This is a genomic window from Dyella sp. CR10 (genome assembly GCF_055814425.1).
Map to the genome: position 1 here is coordinate 1,506,469 of NZ_CP185986.1, position 22,445 is coordinate 1,528,913.

19 protein-coding genes and 1 tRNA gene are annotated in these 22,445 nt (G+C 66.0%); 10 read left to right on the forward strand and 10 right to left on the reverse strand.

The features are described 5' to 3' along the window. Positions 1 to 253 precede the first annotated feature (253 nt). Positions 254 to 340, reverse strand: a tRNA-Leu gene (locus tag ACNR9O_RS07045). Between the two features lie 921 nt (positions 341 to 1,261). Between ACNR9O_RS07045 and ACNR9O_RS07050 the strand changes: the two genes are divergently transcribed. Next, positions 1,262 to 1,915 carry a response regulator gene (locus ACNR9O_RS07050; RefSeq protein ID WP_473681961.1) on the forward strand — a complete coding sequence of 218 codons (654 nt, stop codon included), beginning with the start codon at positions 1,262 to 1,264 and terminating at the stop codon, positions 1,913 to 1,915. Between the two features lie 98 nt (positions 1,916 to 2,013). On the opposite strand, the gene ACNR9O_RS07055 is transcribed toward ACNR9O_RS07050, so the two are convergent. Continuing rightward, positions 2,014 to 5,148 (reverse strand): Rne/Rng family ribonuclease, encoded by a 3,135-nt coding sequence (locus ACNR9O_RS07055; RefSeq protein ID WP_473681960.1) that lies wholly within the window; start codon positions 5,146 to 5,148, stop codon positions 2,014 to 2,016. A 338-nt stretch (positions 5,149 to 5,486) separates the two neighbouring features. Between ACNR9O_RS07055 and ACNR9O_RS07060 the strand changes: the two genes are divergently transcribed. Further along, the gene (locus ACNR9O_RS07060; protein WP_473681959.1) at positions 5,487 to 6,488 is read left to right on the forward strand and encodes an RluA family pseudouridine synthase; all 1,002 of its coding nucleotides are present in this window, start codon (positions 5,487 to 5,489) and stop codon (positions 6,486 to 6,488) included. On the opposite strand, the gene ACNR9O_RS07065 is transcribed toward ACNR9O_RS07060, so the two are convergent. Together ACNR9O_RS07065 and ACNR9O_RS07070 are read right to left on the reverse strand one after the other, a co-directional pair. Next, the gene (locus tag ACNR9O_RS07065) at positions 6,466 to 7,974 is read right to left on the reverse strand and encodes a hypothetical protein (RefSeq protein WP_473681958.1); all 1,509 of its coding nucleotides are present in this window, start codon (positions 7,972 to 7,974) and stop codon (positions 6,466 to 6,468) included. The two genes, ACNR9O_RS07060 and ACNR9O_RS07065, sit on opposite strands and share 23 nt — an antisense overlap. A gap of 2 nt (positions 7,975 to 7,976) precedes the next feature. Then, positions 7,977 to 8,318 (reverse strand): 4a-hydroxytetrahydrobiopterin dehydratase, encoded by a 342-nt coding sequence (locus tag ACNR9O_RS07070; RefSeq protein WP_473681957.1) that lies wholly within the window; start codon positions 8,316 to 8,318, stop codon positions 7,977 to 7,979. 149 nt (positions 8,319 to 8,467) lie between these two features. Here ACNR9O_RS07070 and ACNR9O_RS07075 point away from each other — a divergent pair, with 149 nt between their 5' ends. Continuing rightward, positions 8,468 to 9,076 carry an NfuA family Fe-S biogenesis protein gene (locus ACNR9O_RS07075; protein ID WP_473681956.1) on the forward strand — a complete coding sequence of 203 codons (609 nt, stop codon included), beginning with the start codon at positions 8,468 to 8,470 and terminating at the stop codon, positions 9,074 to 9,076. A 63-nt stretch (positions 9,077 to 9,139) separates the two neighbouring features. Here ACNR9O_RS07075 and ACNR9O_RS07080 read toward each other — a convergent pair whose 3' ends face one another. Next, a complete protein-coding gene (locus ACNR9O_RS07080; RefSeq protein ID WP_473681955.1) occupies positions 9,140 to 9,496 on the reverse strand; it encodes a c-type cytochrome in 357 nt (118 codons plus the stop codon). A gap of 25 nt (positions 9,497 to 9,521) precedes the next feature. Beyond that, on the reverse strand, positions 9,522 to 9,845 hold the full coding sequence (locus tag ACNR9O_RS07085; protein ID WP_473700717.1) for a c-type cytochrome: 324 nt from the start codon (positions 9,843 to 9,845) through the stop codon (positions 9,522 to 9,524). Between the two features lie 135 nt (positions 9,846 to 9,980). On the opposite strand from ACNR9O_RS07085, the gene ACNR9O_RS07090 reads away from it, so the two are divergent. Next, positions 9,981 to 11,129 carry a glycoside hydrolase family 18 protein gene (locus ACNR9O_RS07090; RefSeq protein WP_473681953.1) on the forward strand — a complete coding sequence of 383 codons (1,149 nt, stop codon included), beginning with the start codon at positions 9,981 to 9,983 and terminating at the stop codon, positions 11,127 to 11,129. Between the two features lie 141 nt (positions 11,130 to 11,270). On the opposite strand, the gene ACNR9O_RS07095 is transcribed toward ACNR9O_RS07090, so the two are convergent. The 4 genes from ACNR9O_RS07095 to ACNR9O_RS07110 all read right to left on the reverse strand — a co-directional run bounded on the left by ACNR9O_RS07095 (position 11,271) and on the right by ACNR9O_RS07110 (position 15,123). Then, on the reverse strand, positions 11,271 to 12,503 hold the full coding sequence (locus ACNR9O_RS07095) for a TraB/GumN family protein (RefSeq protein WP_473681952.1): 1,233 nt from the start codon (positions 12,501 to 12,503) through the stop codon (positions 11,271 to 11,273). Positions 12,504 to 12,580: 77 nt separating this feature from the next. Next, the gene (locus tag ACNR9O_RS07100) at positions 12,581 to 13,471 is read right to left on the reverse strand and encodes a carbon-nitrogen hydrolase (RefSeq protein WP_473681951.1); all 891 of its coding nucleotides are present in this window, start codon (positions 13,469 to 13,471) and stop codon (positions 12,581 to 12,583) included. Between the two features lie 128 nt (positions 13,472 to 13,599). Beyond that, on the reverse strand, positions 13,600 to 14,637 hold the full coding sequence (locus tag ACNR9O_RS07105; RefSeq protein WP_473681950.1) for an agmatine deiminase family protein: 1,038 nt from the start codon (positions 14,635 to 14,637) through the stop codon (positions 13,600 to 13,602). A gap of 147 nt (positions 14,638 to 14,784) precedes the next feature. After that, the gene (locus tag ACNR9O_RS07110) at positions 14,785 to 15,123 is read right to left on the reverse strand and encodes a hypothetical protein (RefSeq protein WP_473681949.1); all 339 of its coding nucleotides are present in this window, start codon (positions 15,121 to 15,123) and stop codon (positions 14,785 to 14,787) included. A 281-nt stretch (positions 15,124 to 15,404) separates the two neighbouring features. On the opposite strand from ACNR9O_RS07110, the gene ACNR9O_RS07115 reads away from it, so the two are divergent. The 6 genes from ACNR9O_RS07115 (at position 15,405) to asnB (ending at position 22,396) form a co-directional block, all read left to right on the forward strand. Beyond that, positions 15,405 to 17,303 (forward strand): ABC-F family ATP-binding cassette domain-containing protein, encoded by a 1,899-nt coding sequence (locus tag ACNR9O_RS07115; RefSeq protein WP_473681948.1) that lies wholly within the window; start codon positions 15,405 to 15,407, stop codon positions 17,301 to 17,303. 3 nt (positions 17,304 to 17,306) lie between these two features. Then, positions 17,307 to 18,224 carry a hypothetical protein gene (locus ACNR9O_RS07120; protein WP_473681947.1) on the forward strand — a complete coding sequence of 306 codons (918 nt, stop codon included), beginning with the start codon at positions 17,307 to 17,309 and terminating at the stop codon, positions 18,222 to 18,224. After that, the gene (gene recJ / locus ACNR9O_RS07125; protein ID WP_473681946.1) at positions 18,221 to 19,939 is read left to right on the forward strand and encodes a single-stranded-DNA-specific exonuclease RecJ; all 1,719 of its coding nucleotides are present in this window, start codon (positions 18,221 to 18,223) and stop codon (positions 19,937 to 19,939) included. The genes ACNR9O_RS07120 and recJ overlap by 4 nt, the downstream gene beginning before the upstream one ends. 97 nt (positions 19,940 to 20,036) lie before the next feature. Beyond that, entirely contained in the window at positions 20,037 to 20,408 is a 372-nt protein-coding gene (locus ACNR9O_RS07130) for a SpoIIAA family protein (RefSeq protein WP_473681945.1), read from the forward strand. 64 nt (positions 20,409 to 20,472) lie between these two features. Beyond that, positions 20,473 to 20,604: a hypothetical protein gene (locus tag ACNR9O_RS07135; RefSeq protein ID WP_473681944.1), complete on the forward strand. Its 132-nt coding sequence runs from the start codon at positions 20,473 to 20,475 to the stop codon at positions 20,602 to 20,604. A 109-nt stretch (positions 20,605 to 20,713) separates the two neighbouring features. Further along, entirely contained in the window at positions 20,714 to 22,396 is a 1,683-nt protein-coding gene (gene asnB, locus ACNR9O_RS07140; RefSeq protein ID WP_473681943.1) for an asparagine synthase B, read from the forward strand. Positions 22,397 to 22,445 lie beyond the last annotated feature (49 nt).

Below are 22,445 nucleotides of genomic sequence, written 5' to 3' on the forward strand. Positions count from 1 at the left end.
GCTTGGACTTCTTCATTGCAGTGTCCTCTTAACTAGCCGGCATTGAGCCGACACCGGAAGACGATCTCCCGGTACGCTCATTTTACGGCGGCCTTGACCATTCGATTCCAGGCATGAAAAAGGCCGCGTCGATGGCGGCCTTAATCGAACGAGAGTCCGCTTCCGGCGGCGCAAATTCGAGCTGATTTTTACACGCAATTTTACACGCGCCACGTGTGGCCAATTCCGGAAGCGTGTAAGTCAATGATTAGACTGGTGCCCGGAGCGGGGATCGAACCCGCATAGCCTTTCGGCTGAGGGATTTTAAGTCCCTTGCGTCTACCAGTTTCGCCATCCGGGCGGCGTGCGGCGTCTCGACTGGAGGCGCCGGGCATTGAAGGGATCGCATCCTAGCATGCAGGCCTGGCGCCGCCGCATTGCAGTAGCGTCAAAAGCCTGGCTGCCGGCCACTCACGATGTTGAACGCCTCGGGCCACTTTGTTCGGATCCTTTCACGGCCGTCGTTGCCGGGTTGGATCCTCCGTGGAGAATGCGGAGGCGGAGGTTCGCCATGAAAGAAATAGCGGGGATATACCAAGGCTACCGCTACGACACTTCCTTCGTTTCCGATGGCCACAAAACCATTTGTGTCTTCGCCATTACGTGGCGCGGCGAAATCATTGACGTCCGCTCGGACGTACTGCCGCTGGAACTGGAGGTGGCCGAAGAGGAGGCTGCCATCCACGCAAGGATCCGTGCCCATATCGATACGCTTGTGCGGGATTCCGGCTGGGCCGCTGGGCTGGCGCGGTCATCCGGGTGGGTGCATCGGAGGGTCAGACGTGCAACCCGATAGGGGTTTCGACCGCCGGAAAGCCCTACTTCGGCTCGCGAATGCAGGCGTCCGCAGGTCAGCCGGGCCTGGGATGACTCCTAAAGCAGGGCGGCACCGTGGATAACGGCTGTAGGCGAATGCCACCCTCGCCAACCTAGAATTTCCAAGGGATTGCCAACTAAATCTGGCAGATCGAGAAAGCGCTTACGTCGTCACGAAGACATAACGCTCGCCAGCTTATGACGACATCACGTAGGTCAAGACTGACAGACGCGCCAAAAGGTTCGAAGATACTTACCCGCCAGCAGGGGCTGCGAGCAGTCGCTCGTCTGGCACAGGGAGGCTAGAAGACGTATTTATGTTGGTCGAAGCCATAGACAGGGGAGTGCTTGCATCGCCCATGCAGGCCGCCTACTTTGAGGAACTTGACCCACGGAGGGCGGCGAAGTGATCAAGCTGGTCCTGATCGATGATCACGAGCTCGTCCGCACCGGGTTCAAGATGATCCTGCAGCAGCAGCCGGACATGCATATCTGCGGTGAGGCTGGAAACGCGGAAGAGGGGTTGAAGCTCCTGCGTGCCCATGAACCGCAGATTGCGCTGGTCGACGTGCACATGCCGGGCATGAGCGGCATCGAGCTCACGGAGCGCGTCGTGCGCGCCAAGATGGCCACCCAGATCATCATTATCACGGTGGTCGAGGACGCGCGTTTTCCCAAGCGTCTGCTGGAGGCTGGCGCAACGGGGTACCTCACCAAGGGCTGCACCGCAGAAGAGCTGCTTTGCGCGGTACGGCAGGTCGCGGGCGGTCGGCGCTATCTTGCCCCTGCGGTAGCCCAGCAACTCGCGCTTGCGACGCTGGATGGAGAGGCCTCGCCTTTCGATTCGTTGTCCAGCCGCGAACTGGAAGTGGCCATGATGCTCGTGCGCGGCAAGGCACTGACGACGATCGGCGAGCAACTCAGCCTCAGTCCCAAAACTGTGTCGACATACAAGCAACGTCTGATGGAGAAGCTCCAGGTCGACCACATCGTGAGCCTGGCGCATCTGATGACCATCCACGGCCTGCTCGATACCCACAACAACCAGATCGGCGGCTGATTATCCTGCCGTGGAGCGGCCATTCTCGGTCGCAGCTCAACGGAAAAGAAAAGCCGGACGCAAGGTCCGGCTTTTTTTATAGGCGATGCAATCAGGGGTCAGCCGTTGGAAACGTGGCTGTCCTTCTTTTCCTGAGGTTGGCCGGCCTGGTCTTCCTCGGTGCTGCTGCTTTCACCGTGGTGGGGGGCGGACTCCTGTGACTCCTGCGCAACCGAGGGTTCGCTGTGAGGAACCGTGTGGCCCAGCAAATCACCCTGAGTGGGAAGTTGCGCGACAGGCACGACGGCCTCGGTGCGAGACGAAGTGCCTTCGTCTGTCGCGGCGGCGACAACTTCCTCGACCTTCGTGACGACTTCGTCGGCCTCGGCCGGTGATGCATGCTCCACGACTGGCGTCGGATGAACGATTTCCATCGGCTCGACGGCGAACAGCGAAGCGGATTCGATAGCCACCGTGGCCGGAGCCGCCGGATGACCTTCGCCCTCAGTGACCGATGTCTGCGCCGGGCTCACGCTGTCAGCCGTGGGGGCTCGCGTTTCCGTGGGGACGTGGGCCACCACCGGTGCGATGGGCGCCTCGTCGGCAACCTCACCGGCCGGCGCCTCTTGCTTGAGCGGAATCGGCGGCAGCGCCGGCAGATTGAAGGAAGCAGGAGCAGGGGCGGGCGTTTCCACCACCGGCAGTTCGTGATCGGTATAGGGCGGCGTAGCGACCGTGGTTTCCGTCGCTTCGGCAGTGACGAGGGTGGCTGCAGCGATACCCGCGATGGCTGCCGGCGCGGCGGCTGGCGGACGGGATTCGCCGCCAGCTGCCTCAGTCGCGGACTCGTCGCGATCCTCGTCGTCCAGGTCGAGCTCACCTTCCAGCTGGGCCTCGGGTGCACCAGCCTGGGCGGCGTCCTCGTGGCGACGGCGGCGGCGTCCACCACGGCGTCCACGGCGGCGGCGCGGCTGGCTACCATCGGTTTCTGCACCGGCCGCCTCGATCGCATCGGGAGCGACCGCATCGGTGACAGGTTTGGCGGTGGCAGCTTCCTGAGCGGCTTCATCAGCAGGGGCGGCGACGGGGCGTTGCGGCTGGGCGGCAGGCTGCGACTGCTGCAGCGCAGGCTGTTGCTGTTGTGCTGCCTGCGCACGCGGCTGACGCGGTTCCTGCGCCTGCTGCTGAGTGGCCGGCTGCCTGGACTGCTCCTGGCGCGGCTGTTGCTGCTTGCGCTCGGCCTGCTCGGCCTTGGGCTGCTGCTGGCGCGGCTCCTGCCGGTCCTGCTTGTTGGCCGTCGGCGGCTGATTCTGCTGCTGGCGCGGTTGTTCGTTGCCGCGCTGACGGCTGCCCTTGCCTTGCTGCTGGGCCTGGTTAGCCTGTGGCTGCTTGGCCTGCGCCGGCTCGCGGCGCTGCTGTTGCGGCTGCTGGCGTCCCTGCTGCCCACGGCCGCGCTCATCGCGGCGGTTGCTGCGGGCGCCGGACGGCTGGGTGGATTCGCGCTTGGTTTCCGGCGCGGGAGCCGGGGCCGGCGCGGCGCGGAACCAGCCGAGGAATCGCGCGATCAGGCCCCCGTTGGGCGTCGGCGCGGAGGGCTGGCGAGTGGTCGGCTGGACCTGCTGAGGCGCCGGCACGGTTTCTTCGCGCACGGGAGCGGGCGAAGCGGGCACGATGCCGCTCACGGCGGGCTGTTCGCCACTGCCCAAGGCCTGGCCCATCTTCGGGATCGGCGAAGCTTCGACCGCGGTGAGGCGCTCGTAGCTGGGCTTGCTGTGCTCGCCCATTTCTGACTCGCGGATGCGCTGGATCTGGATATGTGGCGTCTCGAGCTTGTCGTCGGCCACGATCACCACATGGACCTTGTTGCGCAGCTCGACCTCAACCACGCCGGCGCGCTTCTCGTTGAGCATGAAGTTGGCCACGGTCGGCGGAGCTTGCACCAGCACCTGGCCGGTGTTGTCCTTCATCGCGTGCTCTTCGATCAAGCGCAGGGTGGATAGCGCCAGGGACTCCACGCTGCGTATGTGGCCGTGGCCTTCGCAACGCGGGCATACGATCTGGGTGGCCTCGCCCAGGCTCGGACGCAAGCGCTGACGGGACATTTCCAGCAGACCGAAGCGGGAAATGCGGCCGATCTGCACGCGGGCGCGGTCCAGCTTCAGGGCGTCCTTCAGGCGCTCTTCCACCTCGCGCTGGTGCTTGGGGCTGTCCATGTCGATGAAATCGATCACGATCAGGCCGCCGGCATCGCGGATGCGCAGCTGGCGGGCGATTTCAACCGCCGCCTCGCAGTTGGTGTTGAACGCGGTTTCCTCGATGTCGCTGCCCTTGGTGGCCTTCGAGGAGTTGATATCGATGGCGGTGAGCGCCTCGGTCTGGTCGATCACAATCGAGCCGCCGGAGGGCAGGCGGACCTGGCGGTCGAATGCGCTCTCGATCTGGGTTTCGATCTGGTAGCGCGAGAACAGCGGAGTGTCGTCGCGGTACAGCTTGAGCTTGCGCAGGGCATTGGGCATGACCTGCTGCACGAACTCGCGGGCATCGTTGTACAGCGCTTCCTCGTCGATGAGGATCTCGCCGATGTCGTTGCGCAGGTAGTCGCGCAGGGCGCGGATGAACAGCTTCGATTCCTGGTAGATCAGGAACGGCGCCTTCTGGGCGCTGGCAGCAGCCGAGATGGCCTTCCACAGCTGGAGCAGGTAATCGAGGTCCCATTGCAGCTCTTCGGCGTCGCGGCCCATGCCGGCGGTGCGCACGATCAGGCCCACATCGTCCGGCACCGTCAGGTGCTCGAGGGCTTCCTTCAGGGCCTGCCGGTCCTCACCCTCGATCCGGCGCGAGACGCCGCCGGCTTTCGGGTTGTTCGGCATCAGCACCATGTAGCGGCCGGCCAGGCTGATGTACGTGGTGAGGGCCGCACCCTTGTTGCCGCGCTCTTCCTTTTCGACCTGGACGACCACTTCGTGGCCTTCCTTGATCAGATCGCGGATGTTGGCTTTGTTGGGGTCGAGGCCGGGAGTGAAATATTCCCGGGCGATTTCTTTCAACGGCAGGAAGCCGTGGCGTTCGGCACCGTAATCGACGAAACAGGCTTCGAGAGAGGGTTCGACGCGAGTGATGCGGCCCTTGTAGATGTTGGCCTTTTTCTGTTCGCGGGAGGGGATTTCGATGTCGAGATCGTACAGGGTCTGGCCATCGACGATGGCCACACGCAACTCTTCACGCTGAGTTGCGTTGATCAACATACGTTTCATTGTGTTGTTTCCTTGGCTTGCCGCGCGTCGCGTGCCGCGGTGGCGCCTTCAGGGCGGCCTGCCGGGGATCGCGCCGCAACGGTCAGCGGCAATAAAGACGGCGCCGTTACCGGCTCCGGGGTATTCGTGGCAGCACGCCAGCCGCGCCGATTCTTCTTAGTTAACCGGACAAACGGCGACCCGAACCGTTACGATGAAAGGGAGCAGCGACCGGCTGCCGGGAGGGCGACCGGCGCTATCCTCGCCGGCGTTACGGGCGGGCGTCCCGGCCCGAGTCGGACTTCGGCGGGCTAGGACGTAGCGCCGGTCGAGTATCCTATCTAGTCAGGTTTTTTTCAATGCAGACGGCAACTTCCCACGACGCACCTCAAGGTGTGCGTCAAGTCGTGATCGGCCCGGAAAGGGACGGCCAGCGGATCGACAACGCCTTGGCCACCCTTCTGAAGGGAGTGCCGAAGAGCATGATTTATCGCCTCCTGCGCACTGGGCAGGTGCGGGTGAACGGCAAGCGCGCCAAGCCTGAGACTCGTCTCACTGCTGGCGATACCCTGCGCATTCCACCCGTACGGACCGCCGAGCGGGCGAATGCCGATCGAGCGCCGTCCACCGAGCTGGTGCAGGCAATCACCGATGCCATCATCTTCGAGGACAAGCACTTCCTGGTGATCGACAAGCCGACCGGCATCGCCAGCCACGGCGGCAGCGGGGTCAGTCACGGTGCGATCGAGCTGCTGCGCGCCGCGCGGCCCAACGAGCATCTGGAACTGGTTCACCGCCTGGATCGTGACACCAGCGGTGTGCTCGTGTTCGCCAGGACCCGGGCCGGCCTGACGGGCCTGCAGGAGCTGATCCGCTCCGGCGGAGTCACCAAGCAATACCTCTGCCTGATGGTGGGGCACCCGCCCAAGGCGAAGTTCGATGTCAACGCGCCCCTGCAAAAGTCCGTGCTCCAGGGCGGAGAGCGTATGGTAAGAGTGTCCGATAACGGCAAGCCATCACTCACTTTTTTCCGCGAGATGGAACAGTACCCTGGCGCCCGCCTGATGCAGGCCACCCTGGGCACGGGCCGTACCCACCAGATCCGTGTGCATGCCGCGCATATTGGCCATCCCTTGGCCGGAGACGCCAAGTACGGCGACAAGGAGGCCAATAAGCGCTTCCGCGAGCTTGGGCTGCAGCGCCTGTTCCTGCACGCATCGCATATGGGCTTCGAGCTGGACGGGCGCGCCTATGGCTTCTCTGCGCCGTTGCCCGACGATCTCAGCAATTTCCTGGATGTCCTTGCCGTCAAAGGAAAATATCCGGAGTCGTACCGGCCTAGAGGAAAAAACGCGCGCTGACTTCCAGCGAGCGTAGCGTTCCGCCCACCCAAGCGCTCTCCACCAGGAGAGCCGCGCTGGCATGAGCCAGGGCGATAGGCAGCAGCGCCCGCGAACGCAGGAAACACCAGCCCCACCACAGTTCCGCCAGCAAGCAGAGCTGCATGAGGAGATGGTTGGGGGTATGCAGCAGCGCGAACAGGGCAGCGGTCGCAAGGACTCGAGCGGCCGGCGGTAGCCGCCAGCGTTCGAAGCCCCGCAGTGCCACCGTCAGCATCAGCCATTGCTGCAGCGCCGCCCAGGCCAGATAGGTCGCCGCATGGCGTGGATCGGGAGCCGTGAAGCCGTGCCCCGACCAAGCCCCCCAACCCCATGCGACGGGCAGCAGAGCCAGCGGCCAGACCCAGTCGCGCCACGAATGCCCGAGCCAGCGCCAGTCATTGGGTCGCCGCCGCCATTCGGTCCACGTCGCGTAAAGCAGGGCAGCCATGAACGCGAGCAGGCCGGGCATGGACGGGCGCCATCCCCACTGCAAACCGGCGATCAGCCACAGTGGCCCGGCCATGATCAGCGGCAGCTCTCCGGGTGAGGAACGGTCGGTACCGCGGATGCCGAGCCAGATCAGCGCCGCTACATAAAAGGCGCAGATGGCCCACACAAGCCAGGTCGGCGCTGGCACCTGCGCTACGGCAGGTATCGACGCGGTCCCCACCGCGATCACGGCCCCCGGCCATGCGTGGAGGATGCGGTCCCGCAAGCCAAGCCATTCCTCGGGCGTTGCGGAAGGGGCGAGCAGGAACAGCGGCGCTGCCGGAGGATCGATCTGGCGGGCGAGTACGGCCAAGTCGCGTTCCGCTTCAACGGTGTCGCCCGGCAACGCGATCTCAGGTTGATTGGGTACCCGCGTCGCCAAGGGCAAGAACGCGGCCTCCTTGAGGAGGGCTGACGATCCAGCCGTCATCGCTATGCGCAATCGCAACATGTAAGCGACTACGCGTGGCGGTGGGCAGGCCCGACCGTCCTCGGTGTGCCAGGCCAGCCCGCGCAGATCGACGAGTAATTGCCCCTGGATGCTATCTCGCGCGCCTGTGCCACTCGCCAGGCAGGCTGGCGAGTGCTCATCTGACTGGACTACCAGATCGAAGCGATCGCCAGGCAAGCCATCGATGTCCAGCCTCAGCAGCGGCCAATGCGCAAGATCGAGCGGCCGCATGACCGGCAGCCCCACTTCGAACGGCGAACCGTCGCGGCTCGTCACCCGCAGGCCGCCGCGCTCGCCTTTTGCCGTGGCCGCACCGAAGGGCCGGCCGGCTACCAGGTCGCGCGGTTCGCGCGTTTTCCACTGCCACAGCGGCTGACCCGCCTGCAGCGCGGACAACCGTGCCTCGGCCTCGTGCTGCAGATGGGTCCGGACGATCCATGCCGATAGCCCATGCAACGCCATCAGCAGCACGACGGCGACCAGCACCGTTCCAAGGATTGCGACAGAACGGCGCAACAGGCGCATGTTCAGCGGGCCAGCAAGGCCTCGACGCGCGCGGCGCAGATGAAGTCGTTGAGCGATAGGCCGCCGACATCATGGGTCGACCACAGCACCTGACAGTGGCCGTAGCCCGCTTCCAGATCCGGATGATGATCTTCCTGGTTCGCCATGAAACCGACGGCATTGATAAAACCCAGGGTGTGATGGAAATCGGAGAATTTGAAATCCTTCACGATGGCCTGGCCCTCGATCGCCAGCTTCCAGCCCGGCAATCGGGCCAGCATGTCATCGATCTGGGCGCGCTGCAGGGCGTGTTCCTTGCCCTTGCGCGGGACGCAATGCTGGCTGGCGAGATCGGCGTAGCTCATGGGGCGGCTCCAGGGATGCGAAAACGCGAAGCGTCAAAGTTGCGCGCGAAAAAGTCAAAACCATGCAGTGGGGACAAAACAGGACTAAAATGGTGCTGTTTCCGGCGTCGAGTTCGACCCCCGCCGCCGGCCGTTCTTCCGGAGCAGGCATGATCGAGATTTCCGAACGCGCGCAGCAGCACTTTCTGCGCCTTCTTTCCCAGCAGGGCATCGATGGTTTGAGCATCCGCCTGCGGGTGACCGCGCCGGGTACGCCGGCCGCCAATTGCGAACTGGAGTTCTGTGAGCCGGATGAGTTGACCGGCAACGAATGGACCATCGAATGCGCGGGTTTCCTGTTCCACGTCGAGGGCAGTAGCGCGCCCTGGCTGGATGGCGCCAGCATCGACTACGAGTCCAATCCTACTGGTGGCCAGCTCAACATCCGCGCACCGCGGATCAAGGGCGACATGCCCGGCATGGATGCCGGCCTGGTCGAACGGGTGCGCTACGTGCTGGAAGCGGAAGTGAATCCGCGCATCGCGGCGCACGGTGGGCGCATCTCCCTGCTCGAGGTGAGTGCGGATGGCGTGGTGGTCCTGCAGTTCGGCGGTGGCTGCCATGGTTGCGGCATGGTGGATGTCACGCTCAAGCACGGCGTCGAAAAGACCTTGCGCGAACGCGTGCCGGAGATCACCGAAGTGCGTGACGCCACCGATCACGCGGGCGGCAGCAACCCTTACTACAGCAAGAAGGAAGGCCGCTCAGCCATCGGCTGAGCGCTGCATCGGCCGCAAAAAGAAGGCCCGCCTAGGCGGGCCTTCTTCATTTTGCGCAAGCGATCAGTTCTTGTCGCCCTGGATATGGCCGTTGAGGCTGTCCAGCTTGGTCGGCAACGAGGAGAAGTAGGTGGCGACGTCCTCGATGTCCTGCTCGGACAAGGTGGCGACGAAACCCTTCATGATCGCGTTGCTGCGCGCGCCGGTCTTGTACTCGTGCAAGGCGCGCTGGAGGTATACGTTGTACTGGCCGGCGAGGCGGGGGTACTGCGGATCGACCGCGTTGCCGTCAGCGCCGTGGCAGGCGAAGCAGGTAGCGGCCTTTTGCTTGCCGGCCTCGACGTTGCCGGCGGCCCGCGCCTGGAGGGAAGCGAACGCCAGGGCGGCGCCGAACGAAAGCAGGGTGAGCGCACGATTCATGCGGAATCCTCGGTTCCTTGGCTACTTACTTGGCGAGGCTGGACAGGTAGGCGGCGATGTCCTCGATGTCCTTGTCGGACAGACTCTGCGCCTGGGCATCCATGGTCGGATGGCTGCGTTCGCCGCTCTTGTAGCCGTGCAGGGCGTTGACGATGTACTGCGCATTCTGGCCGGCGATCTTGGGTACCGGATAGCGCGGATAGGCGTTCTCGTAACCCACGATGCCGTGGCAGCCGTTGCAGGTGTAGATCAGTTTGCGGCCGGCGGCCTTGTCGCCTTCGGCGTGCACGTTGCCAGTGACGAGTAGTGCGGCAGCGACGGACAGGCCGAGCAGTTGCAGTCGAGTCATCATCATTCCCACGATTCCGGCGGGTACATGGCGTTAAAGTCTCGGAAGTATAGTGGCTGGGTCCGAGCAGGGACAATAACGCCGACCGGCTCCCGGAAGGCCGCGCCGCCAAGGCTCGTGGGTAAGGAGAGAAGCATGGGTGCAACCTCGTCGGCCGCGCGCCGGGCGATCGTCCGCTGGCTGGTCGCGCTGTCCCTGGCATGGCTGTCCGGCGGGCTTGCCGCCAAGGAGGCGCCTCGCGCCTATCGCATCGTCGGGTATGTCTCCGACTCCGATCCGCTGCCGCCGATCGATCCGGCCAAGGTGGATGTCCTCAACTACGCGTTCGGCACGCTGGACGAGCAGGGCGACATCGTCTTGCGCAGCCCCCATGCGGCGAAGGCGCTGTCGCAACTGGTGGCGCTGCGCAAGCGCAACCCGCAGTTGCGGATAATGCTCTCGGTCGGCGGCTGGAGTGCGGGGCACTTCTCCGAAGCGGCGCTGACCGACGCCGCGCGCCGGCGCTTCGCGGACGACGCAGCCCGGCTGATCGAACAGCACGACCTCGACGGCCTGGATGTCGACTGGGAATACCCCACGCTGCCCGGCGGCAATATCAGCCACCGACCGGAAGACCGTCGCAACTTCAGTCTGCTGCTCGAAGCGGCGCGCGCGCGGCTGGATGCCCTGAGCAAGCAGCACGGCGGGCGCCACTATCTGCTGACCATCGCTTCGGCCGACGGCGAATTCGTTGCCGGTATCGAACTGGCCCGCGTGGCGCGCTCGCTCGACTGGTTCAATCTCATGTCCTACGACTTCCACAACAGCCTGACCTCGACCACCGGGCATCACGCCGGCCTGTATCCCTCGGCGATCGACCCGAGCGACGACCGCGCCGCCGCCAAGGCGGTTCGGCAGTATCTGGATGCGGGCGTGCCGGCCGCCAAGCTGGTCCTGGGCGTACCGTTCTATGGGCGTGCGTTCTCCGGTGTCGATCCGGCGCATGACGGCCTGCAGCAGAAATACGCCAAATTTGCCGGCGCACCGTCCTGGCGCGAGCTGGTGGCCGGCTACATCGGCAAGAACGGCTACGAGCGACATTGGGATGCGCAGGCACAGGTGCCGTATCTGTGGAATCCGCAGACGCGCACCTTCGTGAGCTACGAGGACCCTCAGTCGTTGCGCATCAAGGCCGATTTCATCCGGAAGCAGGGCCTGGGCGGAGCGATGTACTGGGAGCAGAGTCTCGACAAAGACAGCGAATTGCTCGACGTGCTCGATCAGGGGCTGCATCCGAAGCGATAGCCGATACGTCGCCTGCGTCGGATCTGCGGCATAGGCGTGCCTGCTGCGTTCGGAGTTCCTGGCTTGTGACGTACGTATCGCGGTCGGGCAGAACTGAAGCGGGGTGGACGCGCGCATGCGCGTTCCGTTGATCGCGCTGATCTAGAACAGGCTTTTGAAAATGTGGATGCCGGCGGTGTACTCACCGGCGATGGTGCCCACGCATACCAGCAGGAAGTTGAGCAGGGTGCGCGCGACACGGTTCTTCCACCAACCGGTCCAGTGACCGATATCGTCGCGCAGCGTTTCGAAGTCGGCCACGCGCGGCTTGCGCACCCATGCTTCCGCCATCGCGCTGATCGCGCCCGAGGGCACGCCAGGGCGAAACGGCTTGATGGGGCCGGCCACGGCCGCAGCCAGGACGCTCAGCGGGTGTCCACCGGCGATGATCGCTCCTAGCGCGGAGAAGCCAGCGGTATACATGACCCAGTCGCGCAGCGCCTGTGCGCCCAAGGCCGTGTTGCGATGGAACGCGATGGCGATCGCGATGAACACCAGCAGCACCAGGCCTAGCGCGATCCACTTCGGCCACCGCGATGTCGGCGGTAGCGCGGCCAGTGCTTGCGCTTCGAGGACAGGATCGCCTTGCTCGCTGCGCAGCCGTTCGCAAAGTCCCTTGAGGTGTCCCGCACCGATGACCACCAGCACGCGCCGTGGTTCGTCGCCGAAACCGGCCAGGGCTGCTTCTTCGCGTAGCCGTGCCGCCATGTAGGCATCGCGCTCGGCGATCAGGCTGCGATACAGAGGCTCGGACTGGCTGGCGAATTCGCTGAAGGCGCTTTCCAGCATGTCGCCTTCCTTGAGCTTCTCGATTTCCTTCTCTTCGACGTTTTCGCGTTCGAAGACGCTGGCGAGCAGGCCACCCATCAGCCCGAAGCGTTGCCAGAAACCCACGCTGCGCCAAGCACGCTTGAACGTGGTGCCGACGTCGCGGTCCACCAGCCAAACGGGTACGCCGCGCTGCTCGGCGCCCGTCATTGCGGCCTTCATTTCTGCGCCGGGCTCGATGCCGAACTGATCGGCCAGGCGCTTCTGAAAGCTGGACAACACCAGGCTCGCCGCGACCATGCCAGCCTTGCCCTGACGGATCACCTGGAACAGATCCATCTTCTTCAGCGCATCGGGATCACGCATGCCTTGCGCGCGGCTGGGACACAACTCCACAGCAACTGCGTCGAAGTGTTCGCGCGCGAGCAGTTCGTTTACCGCCTCTACGCTGGCGCGCGATACGTGCGCCGTACCCAGCACGACGTACTCCACGCCATCGCGCAGCACGCGCGCGATGGGCTGGCCCTCGAGGGCGGCGGGCAGGGTGTCGGTCGCGTCCAGGCTCATGCGTCAGTTCGAAGAGGGCGGAAGATCATTGCATGGGGTCGGCCGCCGGTCAGCGCAAGCCGCCGGCGGCCGGCGCTTCAGTCGCGAAAACGCTTGAGCAGATCGCCGTACGCGTCAATGCGACGGTCGCGCAGAAATGGCCAGATGCGGCGCACGTGCTCGCTGCGCGCCATGTCGACCTCGACGATCAGCAACTCGCGCTGCTCGGTGCCGGCCTTGGCGAGGAACTCACCCTGCGGGCCGGCCACGAAGCTGGTACCCCAGAACTGGATGCCGGCGCCCACGCCGGCAGGGTCCGGTTCGTAGCCGGTGCGGTTGCAAGCCAGCAACGGCAGGCCATTGGCCACGGCGTGGCCGCGCTGCACGGTGACCCAGGCCTCGCGCTGGCGATCTTTCTCGGCCTGTTCGTCGTTGGGATCCCAGCCGATCGCGGTGGGATAGAGCAGCAGCTCCGCACCGGCCAGCGCCATCAGGCGCGCGGCCTCCGGATACCACTGGTCCCAGCACACCAGCACGCCGAGGCGGCCCACCGAGGTATCGATGGGATCGAAACCGAGGTCGCCAGGCGTGAAGTAGAACTTCTCGTAGAACGCCGGATCATCCGGGATGTGCATCTTGCGGTACTTGCCGGCGATCTTCGCCGAGCGATCGAACACCACCGCGGTGTTGTGGTACAGGCCGGTGGCGCGCTTTTCGAACAGCGAGGACACCACCACGAGTTTGAGCTCCTCGGCCAGCTTGCCGATGCGCTCGGTGCTGGGGCCGGGGATCGTCTCGGCGTGGTCGAATTCCGCCACCGACTCGTGCTGGCAGAAATACGGGCCGTTGTGCAGCTCCTGCAGCAGCACCAGCTCGGCCCCGGCCGCGGCGGCTTCGCGCAGGCCGGCTTCGATGGCGTCGAGGTTGGCATCGCGGTTGCCGCGGTCGGTTTCCTGCAGCAGCGCGACCTTGAGGGTCTTGCGGGTCATGGGAGAGTCCTGCTCGCTGGGGGCGAAAGAGCGCGATTGTACCGAACCGGGCTCCGGCGTTTCCTCGCGGCACGCGATCGATACTGGGCGCGATGCGATGAAGGCGCCCGCAGGCGCCTTCGCCGGACTCAGCCGTAGATCCCTGCCGGCAGCTGCATGGTGATGCAATGCAGGCTGCCGTTCTGCCAGATCAACGGACGGCACGGCACCTGCACCACTTCGCGGCCTGGATGGGCGGCGGCGATGACGCGCACGGCTTCGTCGTCCGCGGCATCGCCATACGCCGGCACCAGTACGGCGCCATTGACGATCAGATAGTTGGCATAGGAAGCGGCCAGGCGGCGGCCTTCGTCGATGACCGGCTTGGCCCAGGGCAGGGGATGGAGCGTGTAGGGCTTGCCGTTGGGCGTGCGCAGCGCGGCCAGCTCGGCGGCCATGCCGCCCAATTCTTCGTGATGCTTGTCGGCAGGATCGTCGCAGGCCTGGAACACGATGCCGCCCTCCGGCGCGAAGCGCGCGAGCGTATCGATGTGGGCGTCGGTGTCGTCGCCTTCCAGGTAGCCGTAGTCGAGCCACAGGATGCGCCTGGCATGCAGGCCGTCGCGCAGAATGGCGCTCATTTCGTCGCGCGATTGTTCCGGATGGCGCTGGACCAGGCAGCGCCAGGTGGTCAGCACGGTGCCTGCGCCGTCGCTCTCGATGCCGCCGCCTTCCAGCGCCCAGTCGATGCGCTTGTGCCTGGCGCCGCCGAACACGCCGGCCTGCACCAGGCCCGCCACCAGCGCGTCGTCCTGCTCGGCGCCGAACTTGCCGCCCCAGCCGGTGAAGCGGAAATCGGTGAGCTGGAACGCGCCCTGGTCGTCCTTGAGCGTGATCGGGCCGGAATCGCGCAGCCAGGTATCGTCATACGGCAGCTGCACGAAGCGGACGCGGCCCAGGTCCACGCCGGCCTCGCGCAGCTTCGTTTCCACGTGCACCTGCAGTGCCGCGTCGGCGACCACGATGATCAGCGGTTCGAAGCGCGTCGCCGCCGCGGCCAGGGCCACATAAGTGGTCTCCACCTCGGCCAGGCGTTCGGCCCAGTCGGTGCCGGCATGCGGCCAGGCGATCAGGACGGCCGATTGCGGCTCCCATTCGGCCGGCAGGCGCAGGGTGGAGTGGCTCATGGGGGGACTCGCGCTTCAAGGGGAAACGCGAATTGTAGGGCGGGGATGCGGGAATGGGGAGTCGCAAGCAGCGGCCGCGGCACGTGCGGCCGCGCTCTTCGGTGCCCGATTCGCTATCCCCGTTTCCCCTTCCTGGGGCGCAGTCCTTCAGTTCACCGACTCGGGAGTCTTGTTGTTACCCGCCGGCGTATTGAGCACCGCATGGATGACATGGCTGTGTTCGAAGTACACGATGAAGCTGGCGTAGTCCCAGCGGTTGATCACCGGATGCTTGGCGCTGTCGCCGCCGCGGGGCGACAGCTTGCGCTTGGGCGCTCCGTACTTCTGTTCCACCTGCGCCATGCTCATGCCGCGGGTGGGGAGGTCCATGCCCTGTTCCTGCTTGACACGATTGATCAGCAGGTTGTCCGCCCGGGCCGACTGCGGCGCGGCGGCGCCGGCGGCGAGCAGCACGATCATGGGCAGGCTGATGCTGAGCTTGGTCATGGTCCCCTCTCCACGTCGACGGGGGCAGTCCGGGCTGCGCCTCCGCACGTTCAATATGTATGTCGATGCCCCCAGGCGGCAGCGGTGCACGACCGCTGCGCAGTGCGGCGCCGTTGTAGCAGATGCGCCCCGGGGAGCGCTACGTCGGCGCTTCGCGACTGCGATGGGGTGGGCATTCCGGTTGTCCGGGAGCCTCGGGGGCGCAGAGCGCGTCGGCTATGATGCGCGGCTGCGGGCGGCTGTACGCCCCCATCATCAGCCATGCTGGATACGCTGTTCCCATGATCGCTTTTCGCCATTTCGCCCTGCGCCGCGGTGCGCGCCTGCTGCTTTCCGACATCGACCTGGTCATCCAGAGCGGCTGGCGGCTGGGCGTGGTCGGCCGCAACGGCTGCGGCAAGTCCAGCCTGTTCGCCGCCTTGCAGGGCCAGTTGGAGGCCGATACCGGCGAGCTGGACATGCCGGCGAAGCTTCGCCTCGCCTCGGTGGCACAGGAAACGCCGGCCTTGCCGGATCCGGCCATCGAGTACGTCATGGGCGGCGACGAGGAGCTGGCGATCGCACTGCGCGACGAACTGGACGCCCAGGCGCGTGGCGATACCGAAGCCATGGCCAAGGCCCATCACCGCATCGAAGAACTGCACGGCTACGACGCGCGGGCCCGTGCCGGCCGCTTGCTGCATGGTCTGGGCTTCACGCCGGACACGCACGAGCGCGCGGTGCGCGAGTTCTCCGGCGGCTGGCGCGTACGCCTCAATCTGGCGCGCGCGCTGATGGCACCGTCCGAACTGCTGCTGCTCGACGAGCCGACCAACCATCTCGACCTCGATGCCGTGCTGTGGCTGGAGGAATGGTTGCGCCGCTACCAGGGCACGCTGCTGGTGATTTCGCACGACCGCGAATTTCTCGATGGCGTGATCACCCATACGCTGCATCTGAACGAGGGCAGGGCGAAGCTCTATACCGGTAACTACAGCGCCTTCGAGCGCCAGCGTTCCGAGCAGCTGCGCCTGCAGCAGATCGCGCATGAGCGCGAGCAGGCCGAGCGCGCCCACCTGCAATCCTTCATCGATCGCTTCAAGGCCAAGGCCAGCAAGGCCAAGCAGGCGCAGTCGCGCATGAAACGACTGGAAAAGATGGCTGGCACCGAGGCGGTGCGTGCGGAGCGGCCATTCCGCTTCCAGTTCGCGGTGCCCGAGCGCCTGCCCGATTCCATGCTGCAGTTGGAAGAGGTCGTAGCCGGCTATCCGGACGAACACGGCGGCGAGCCCGCGGTGATCCTGCGTGACGTGCGTTTCCGCCTGGAAGCCGGCGACCGGGTGGGCCTGCTCGGTCCCAACGGCGCGGGTAAATCGACTCTGGTGAAGACGCTCGTCGGCGAGCTGGCCACGCTCGGCGGCGAGCGCAAGACGCACAAGGATCTGAAGATCGGCTACTTCGCCCAGCACACGGTCGAGAGCCTCCACGAAGGCGCCAGTCCGTTCGATCATCTGCAGGACAAGGCGCCTGGCATCAGCGCGCAGGTACTACGCGACTTCCTCGGTGGCTGGAACTTCGCCGGCGATCGCGCCTTCGAATCGGTGGACGGCTTCTCCGGCGGCGAGCGCGCACGCCTGGCTCTTGCGCTGATCGCCTGGGACAAGCCCAACCTGTTGCTGCTCGACGAGCCGACCAACCACCTGGATCTGGACATGCGCGAAGCCTTGGCCGATGCGCTGGCCGATTTCGACGGCGCGCTGGTGCTGGTGTCGCACGATCGCCACCTGCTTGGCATGGTCTGCGACAGCTTCTGGCGCGTCGCCGACGGCAAGGTCGAGAACTTCGACGGCGATCTGGACGACTACGCACGCTGGCTGCGCGCCCGCGGCAATGCGGCGAAGAAGAGCACGGACGAGTCCGCCGGCGCATCCGCGCCGTCGGCCGCCGATCGCCGCCGCGCCGCCGCCGCGCAGCGCGAGAACGAGAAGGCCACCCGCCAGCGCGTGAAAAAGATCGAGACGCGCATGGCGGCCATCGACGAGGAGCTGGGCAAGCTGGAAGTGAAGCTCGCCGATCCGGACACTTATAACGGCCCGACCGCCGAACTGATGAAGCTGGGGCAGCGCCAGACCGAACTGCGCCGCGAGAAGGAAACGCTCGAGGGCGAGTGGCTGGAACTCTACGAACTGCTGGAAGCCTGAGCCATGGCCGATGCCGCGATGCCGTTGGAGATCTGGTTGCCGGACCTGACCCGCTTCGATCCGGCGCATCCCTTGCGTGCCTGGCTGGCGCGCGCCGACCGCGTCGAGGACGGCCCGAAAGGGTATCTCGCCGGCTTGGCCGGCTACTTCCACTGCGTAGGCGGTTTCGCCCCTGCCGCGCTCACGCGCGAACTGCTGGCCGGCGATGCCGGCGACGACGCCTGGCTGAGCGCCGATCCGGCCTGGATCCAGCCCGATCTCAATGGCGCCCGGTTGCTCGCCTGCGGTCAGATGCAGCTGAGCATGGAAGAGGCGCAGACGCTGGCCCGTCCGCTCAAACCGGTATTTGGCGACGCGGGAGTGATCCTCGAAGTCAGCTCGCCCGATCGCTGGCACCTGCGCTTGCCGCGCGATGCGCAGCTGCCCGATTTCGCCGCGCCGGAGCAGGCGCTGGGCGAAGACTTTGCGCAGCATCTACCGCAGGGCACGGAAGGGCGCCGCTGGCGCGCTCTGCTGACCGAGGTGCAGGTGATCCTTCACCAGCATCCCCTCAATGCGCAGCGCCGCGAGCGCGGCCTGCCACCGATCAACAGCCTGTGGCTGTGGGGCGGTGGCACGCTGCCTGCCGCGGTGCGCGGCGCCTGGACGCGCGTGATCGGCGACGATGTGCTGCTTGGTGCGCTGGCCCGACGCGCCGGCGTCGCCGTCGTGCCGCGCAGCGAGGACAGCGTGCGCGAGGCCGGATCGAGTTGGCTGGTCGATCTGCAGGATCTGCCGCCTGCCGACATCGATGCCGTGTGGTGGCCTTTGCTCGAGAAGCATGTGTCGTCACAGCCGTTGCGCCTGTCGTTCGCCAGCGGCGAACGCTGGCGGCATCAGCCTTCGCATCGCCTGCGTTTCTGGCGCGGTCTGCGCCGGTGAGCGCGCCCCTGTATCTGCGCCGCCGCGCGCCGAAGGGAGAGCCGCGCGGCTGGAACGAGGCCGTGCATCCGGTGCTGCGCCAGATCTATGCAGCACGCGGCGTACTGAGTCCGGCGGAGGCCGATCACCGGCTCGCCTGCATGCTGACGCCGCACCAGCTGGGCGGCATGGATCGCGCGGTGGCGTTGCTGATCGAGGCGATCCGCGACGACTGGAGCATCCTCGTCGCCGGCGATTACGATTGCGATGGCGCCACCGGCACGGCCGTTGCCGTGCGTGGCCTGCGCATGCTCGGCGCCAGGCAGGTGGGTTATGCCGTACCCAACCGCTTCATTCACGGCTACGGCCTGAGTCCTGCCCTGGTGGAATCGTTGCAGCCGCCGCCGCGCTTGATCATCACCGTGGACAACGGCGTGGCGAGTGTGGCGGGTGTCGCCGCGGCGCAAGCCCTGGGCATCCGCGTGATCGTGACCGACCACCATCTGCCCGGCGAGCAGCTGCCGGCGGCCGATGCGATGGTCAACCCGAACCTTGCCGGCGACGGTTTTGCGAGCAAGGCATTGGCGGGTGTGGGTGTGATGTTCTACCTGTTGCTGGCGCTGCGCGCGAAGCTGCGCGAGGAAGGCGCTTTTGCAGTGGGTGCGGAACCGGATCTGTCGGTGCTGCTGGACCTGGTGGCGCTGGGCACGGTCGCCGACTTGGTGCCGCTGGACTACAACAATCGCGTGCTGGTCGAGGCGGGGCTCAAGCGCATCCGCGCCGGCCGCGCCTGTCCGGGCATCGTCGCGCTGGTGGAATCAGGCCGGCGCAGCCTCGCCACACTGTGCGCCAGCGATCTTGGCTATTCGGTAGGGCCGCGTCTCAATGCCGCCGGCAGGCTGGAAGACATGCGGCTGGGCGTGGAATGCCTGCTCACCGACAACGCCTCGATCGCCCGCCGCTACGCCGAGCAGCTCAGCGCGATCAACCAGGAGCGCCGCGATCTCCAGGCCGCGATGGTGGCGGAGGCCGAGGTCATGGTCACGCGCGCCGCCGACAGCGACGCGGTAGGCGTCGCTCTATTCGAGCCGTCCTGGCACGCGGGCGTGGTGGGGCTGGTCGCGTCCAAGCTGAAAGAGCGGCTGCATCGCCCGGTGATCGCATTCGCGCCGGCCAGCGACGACAACACCGAAGAACTGCGTGGCTCCGGCCGCTCCATTGCCGGCTTCCATATCCGCGACGCGCTGGCCGCCATCGATGCGCGCCAGCCGGGCCTGATCGAGCGCTTCGGCGGCCATGCCATGGCGGCGGGCCTGAGCCTCCGCGCCGGGGACTTCGCACGTTTCGCGGCCGCGTTCGATGCCATCGCCCGCGAATGGCTGGACGAAGAGCGGCTCGAGCATGTGCTCTACACCGACGGTGAACTTCCGCCCGGTGCGGCCACCCTCGAACTGGCCCGCCAGCTGCGTTATGCCGGCCCGTGGGGGCAGGCGTTCCCCGAGCCGGTCTTCGACAATGAATTTATCTGCGCTACCTGGCGTGTGATGGGGGAGACCCATCTGCGCCTGAGCCTGACCGACCCGCGCGATGGCAGCGTGCACGATGCGGTGATGTTCGGCGCCTACACTGGCCAGCCCCCGCCGCAGCGGCTGCGCGCGGCCTATGAGCTGACTATCAACGACTGGCAGGGCCGCGAAAGCCCGCGCCTGCTGTTGCGCTACATGGAGCCGCTGTAGGCGGCAATTGTTGGCCGTGTCTTCACGGAGCCTAGCTGTCGGCGCAACGGTCCCCGCGCTTGGATAGCACCAGTCTCTTGCAGAAGGAATCGGCGCCATGATCGTGCAGATGCCAGGCCTGCCGCCCGGCGTGATCGGTTTCACCGCGCATAACCAGGTCACCGCGGCGGACTACGAGCGGGTCGTGATTCCCGATATCGAGGCGGCGTTCGCGCTCAACCGCAAGCTGCGGGTGATCTTCCACATCGACCAGGACTTCACCGGCTTCGACGCTGGCGCGGTGTGGGACGACGCCAAGCTGGGCTTCCGTCATTTCAGCGGCTGGGAACGGGCGGCGCTGGTCACCGACGTCGGCTGGATCCGTCGCGTGGCCAAGGCGCTCGGGTTTCTCTCGCCGGGCGAATTCCGGCTGTTCGGCAGCGCCGAGCTGGACGAAGCGCGGAACTGGGTCAGCGCGCCCAAAGAGTGAACGGGGGCAGGGGGCGAAAAAATCCTCTTGCGCGGCGCAGCATGGCTGTGCTCTAGTCAGCGCCATGTCCGCCATCTCCGCCAGCCAGCGCAACGCCTTCGCCGCCCCTGCGGTCGGCCTGCGCTTGCCCGCGAACGGCCTGAATAACAACAACGCCAATAACAATCCCCGCATCGACGGGTGGGCCGGCGTGTAGACACGAAACAAGTCTAGCAATCCACGCAAAAGGGCCCGCCAACCGCGGGCCCTTTTGTTTTTCCGTACGTCGTTTTTTTGCGCGTCATCCAACTCAGGAGCGTCAAACCATGTGTTCGATCTTCGGCATGTTCGACCTGCAGCCCGGCGACGACCTGGCCGCCTTGCGCCGCCAGGCCCTGGAGCTGTCGCAGCGCCAGCGCCACCGCGGGCCGGACTGGAGCGGTGTCTTCGTCGACGCCGGTGTGATCCTGGTGCACGAGCGCCTGGCCATCGTCGACCCGGCCAGCGGCTCCCAGCCGCTGCGCTCGCGCGACGAGACCCTGGCCCTGGCGGTGAACGGCGAGATCTACAACCATCGCGAGCTGCGCGCGGCCAGCGGCTACGACTTCACCACCGGGTCGGACTGCGAAGTAATCAACGCGCTCTACCGCGAGCTTGGTGCGGACGAGTTCATCGCGCGTGGCGTAAAGCAGCTCAATGGCATCTTCGCCTTTGCGCTGTGGGACGCGGCCGCGCAACGTTACGTGATCGCGCGAGATCCGATCGGCGTCTGCCCGCTGTACTGGGGCCACGATGCGGAAGGCCGACTGTGCGTGGCATCGGAGATGAAGGCGCTGGTCGGCGTCTGCGCGGATGTCTCCGCCTTTCCGCCGGGGCATGTCTACGACAGCGCGACCGGCGAAATGACGCGCTACTACCGCAAGACGTGGCGCTCCTATGAAGTCACGCATGGGCAGAAGCTCGAGCCGTCGGAACTGCGCGAAGCCTTCGAGCAGGCCGTGCACCGCCAGTTGATGACCGACGTGCCGTATGGCGTGCTGCTGTCCGGCGGCCTGGATTCATCGCTGGTGGCCGCCTGCGCGGCACGCTTCGCGCGCGAGCGCATCGAGGACGACGATCGCAGCGAAGCCTGGTGGCCGCGCCTGCATTCTTTCGCGATCGGCCTGGAGGGTTCGCCCGACCTGGCCGCCGCCCAGGTGGCCGCCGACGCGCTGGGCACCGTGCATCACGGCTTCGTCTACACCTTCTGGGAAGGGCTGGATGCGTTGCCGGAAGTGATCCGCCACATCGAGACCTATGACGTCACCACGATCCGCGCCTCCACGCCGATGTTCCTGCTCGCCCGGCGCATCAAGGCGATGGGCGTGAAGATGGTGCTGTCCGGCGAAGGCTCGGATGAGATCTTCGGCGGCTACCTGTACTTCCACAAGGCGCCGTCGCCGGAGGCTTTCCACGAGGAAACGGTGCGCAAGCTCGATGCGCTGCACAGCTTCGATTGCCTGCGCGCCAACAAGGCGATGATGGCCTGGGGCGTGGAGGCGCGCGTACCGTTCCTGGATCTGGCGTTCCTGGATATCGCGATGGGGCTGGACGCCAAGTACAAGATGGCCGGCCACGGCCGCATCGAGAAAGCGGTGCTGCGCGAAGCATTTCAGGGCGCGCTGCCGGATTCGATCCTGTGGCGGCAGAAGGAGCAGTTCAGCGACGGCGTCGGCTACGGCTGGATCGACGGCCTGAAGGCGCACGCCGAGCAGGTGATCAGCGACCGCGAATTTGCCGCGGCGTCGACCCGTTTCCCGCACAACCCGCCAGCCACGAAGGAGGCCTATCTCTACCGCCGCATCTTCGAGCAGCACTTCCCAGGGGAAGCCTGCGCGACGACCGTGCCCGGCGGCAAATCGATCGCCTGTTCCTCACCGGCCGCGCTGGCCTGGGATCCCGCGTTCGCCACGGCAGCGGATCCCTCGGGGCGCGCGGTCCGTGGCGTACATCAGCAGGCGCTTGCGTAATCGGGGAGGCAGGTGAGGGGAACGGCGCGCAGGAGGCGATCCGTTCCCC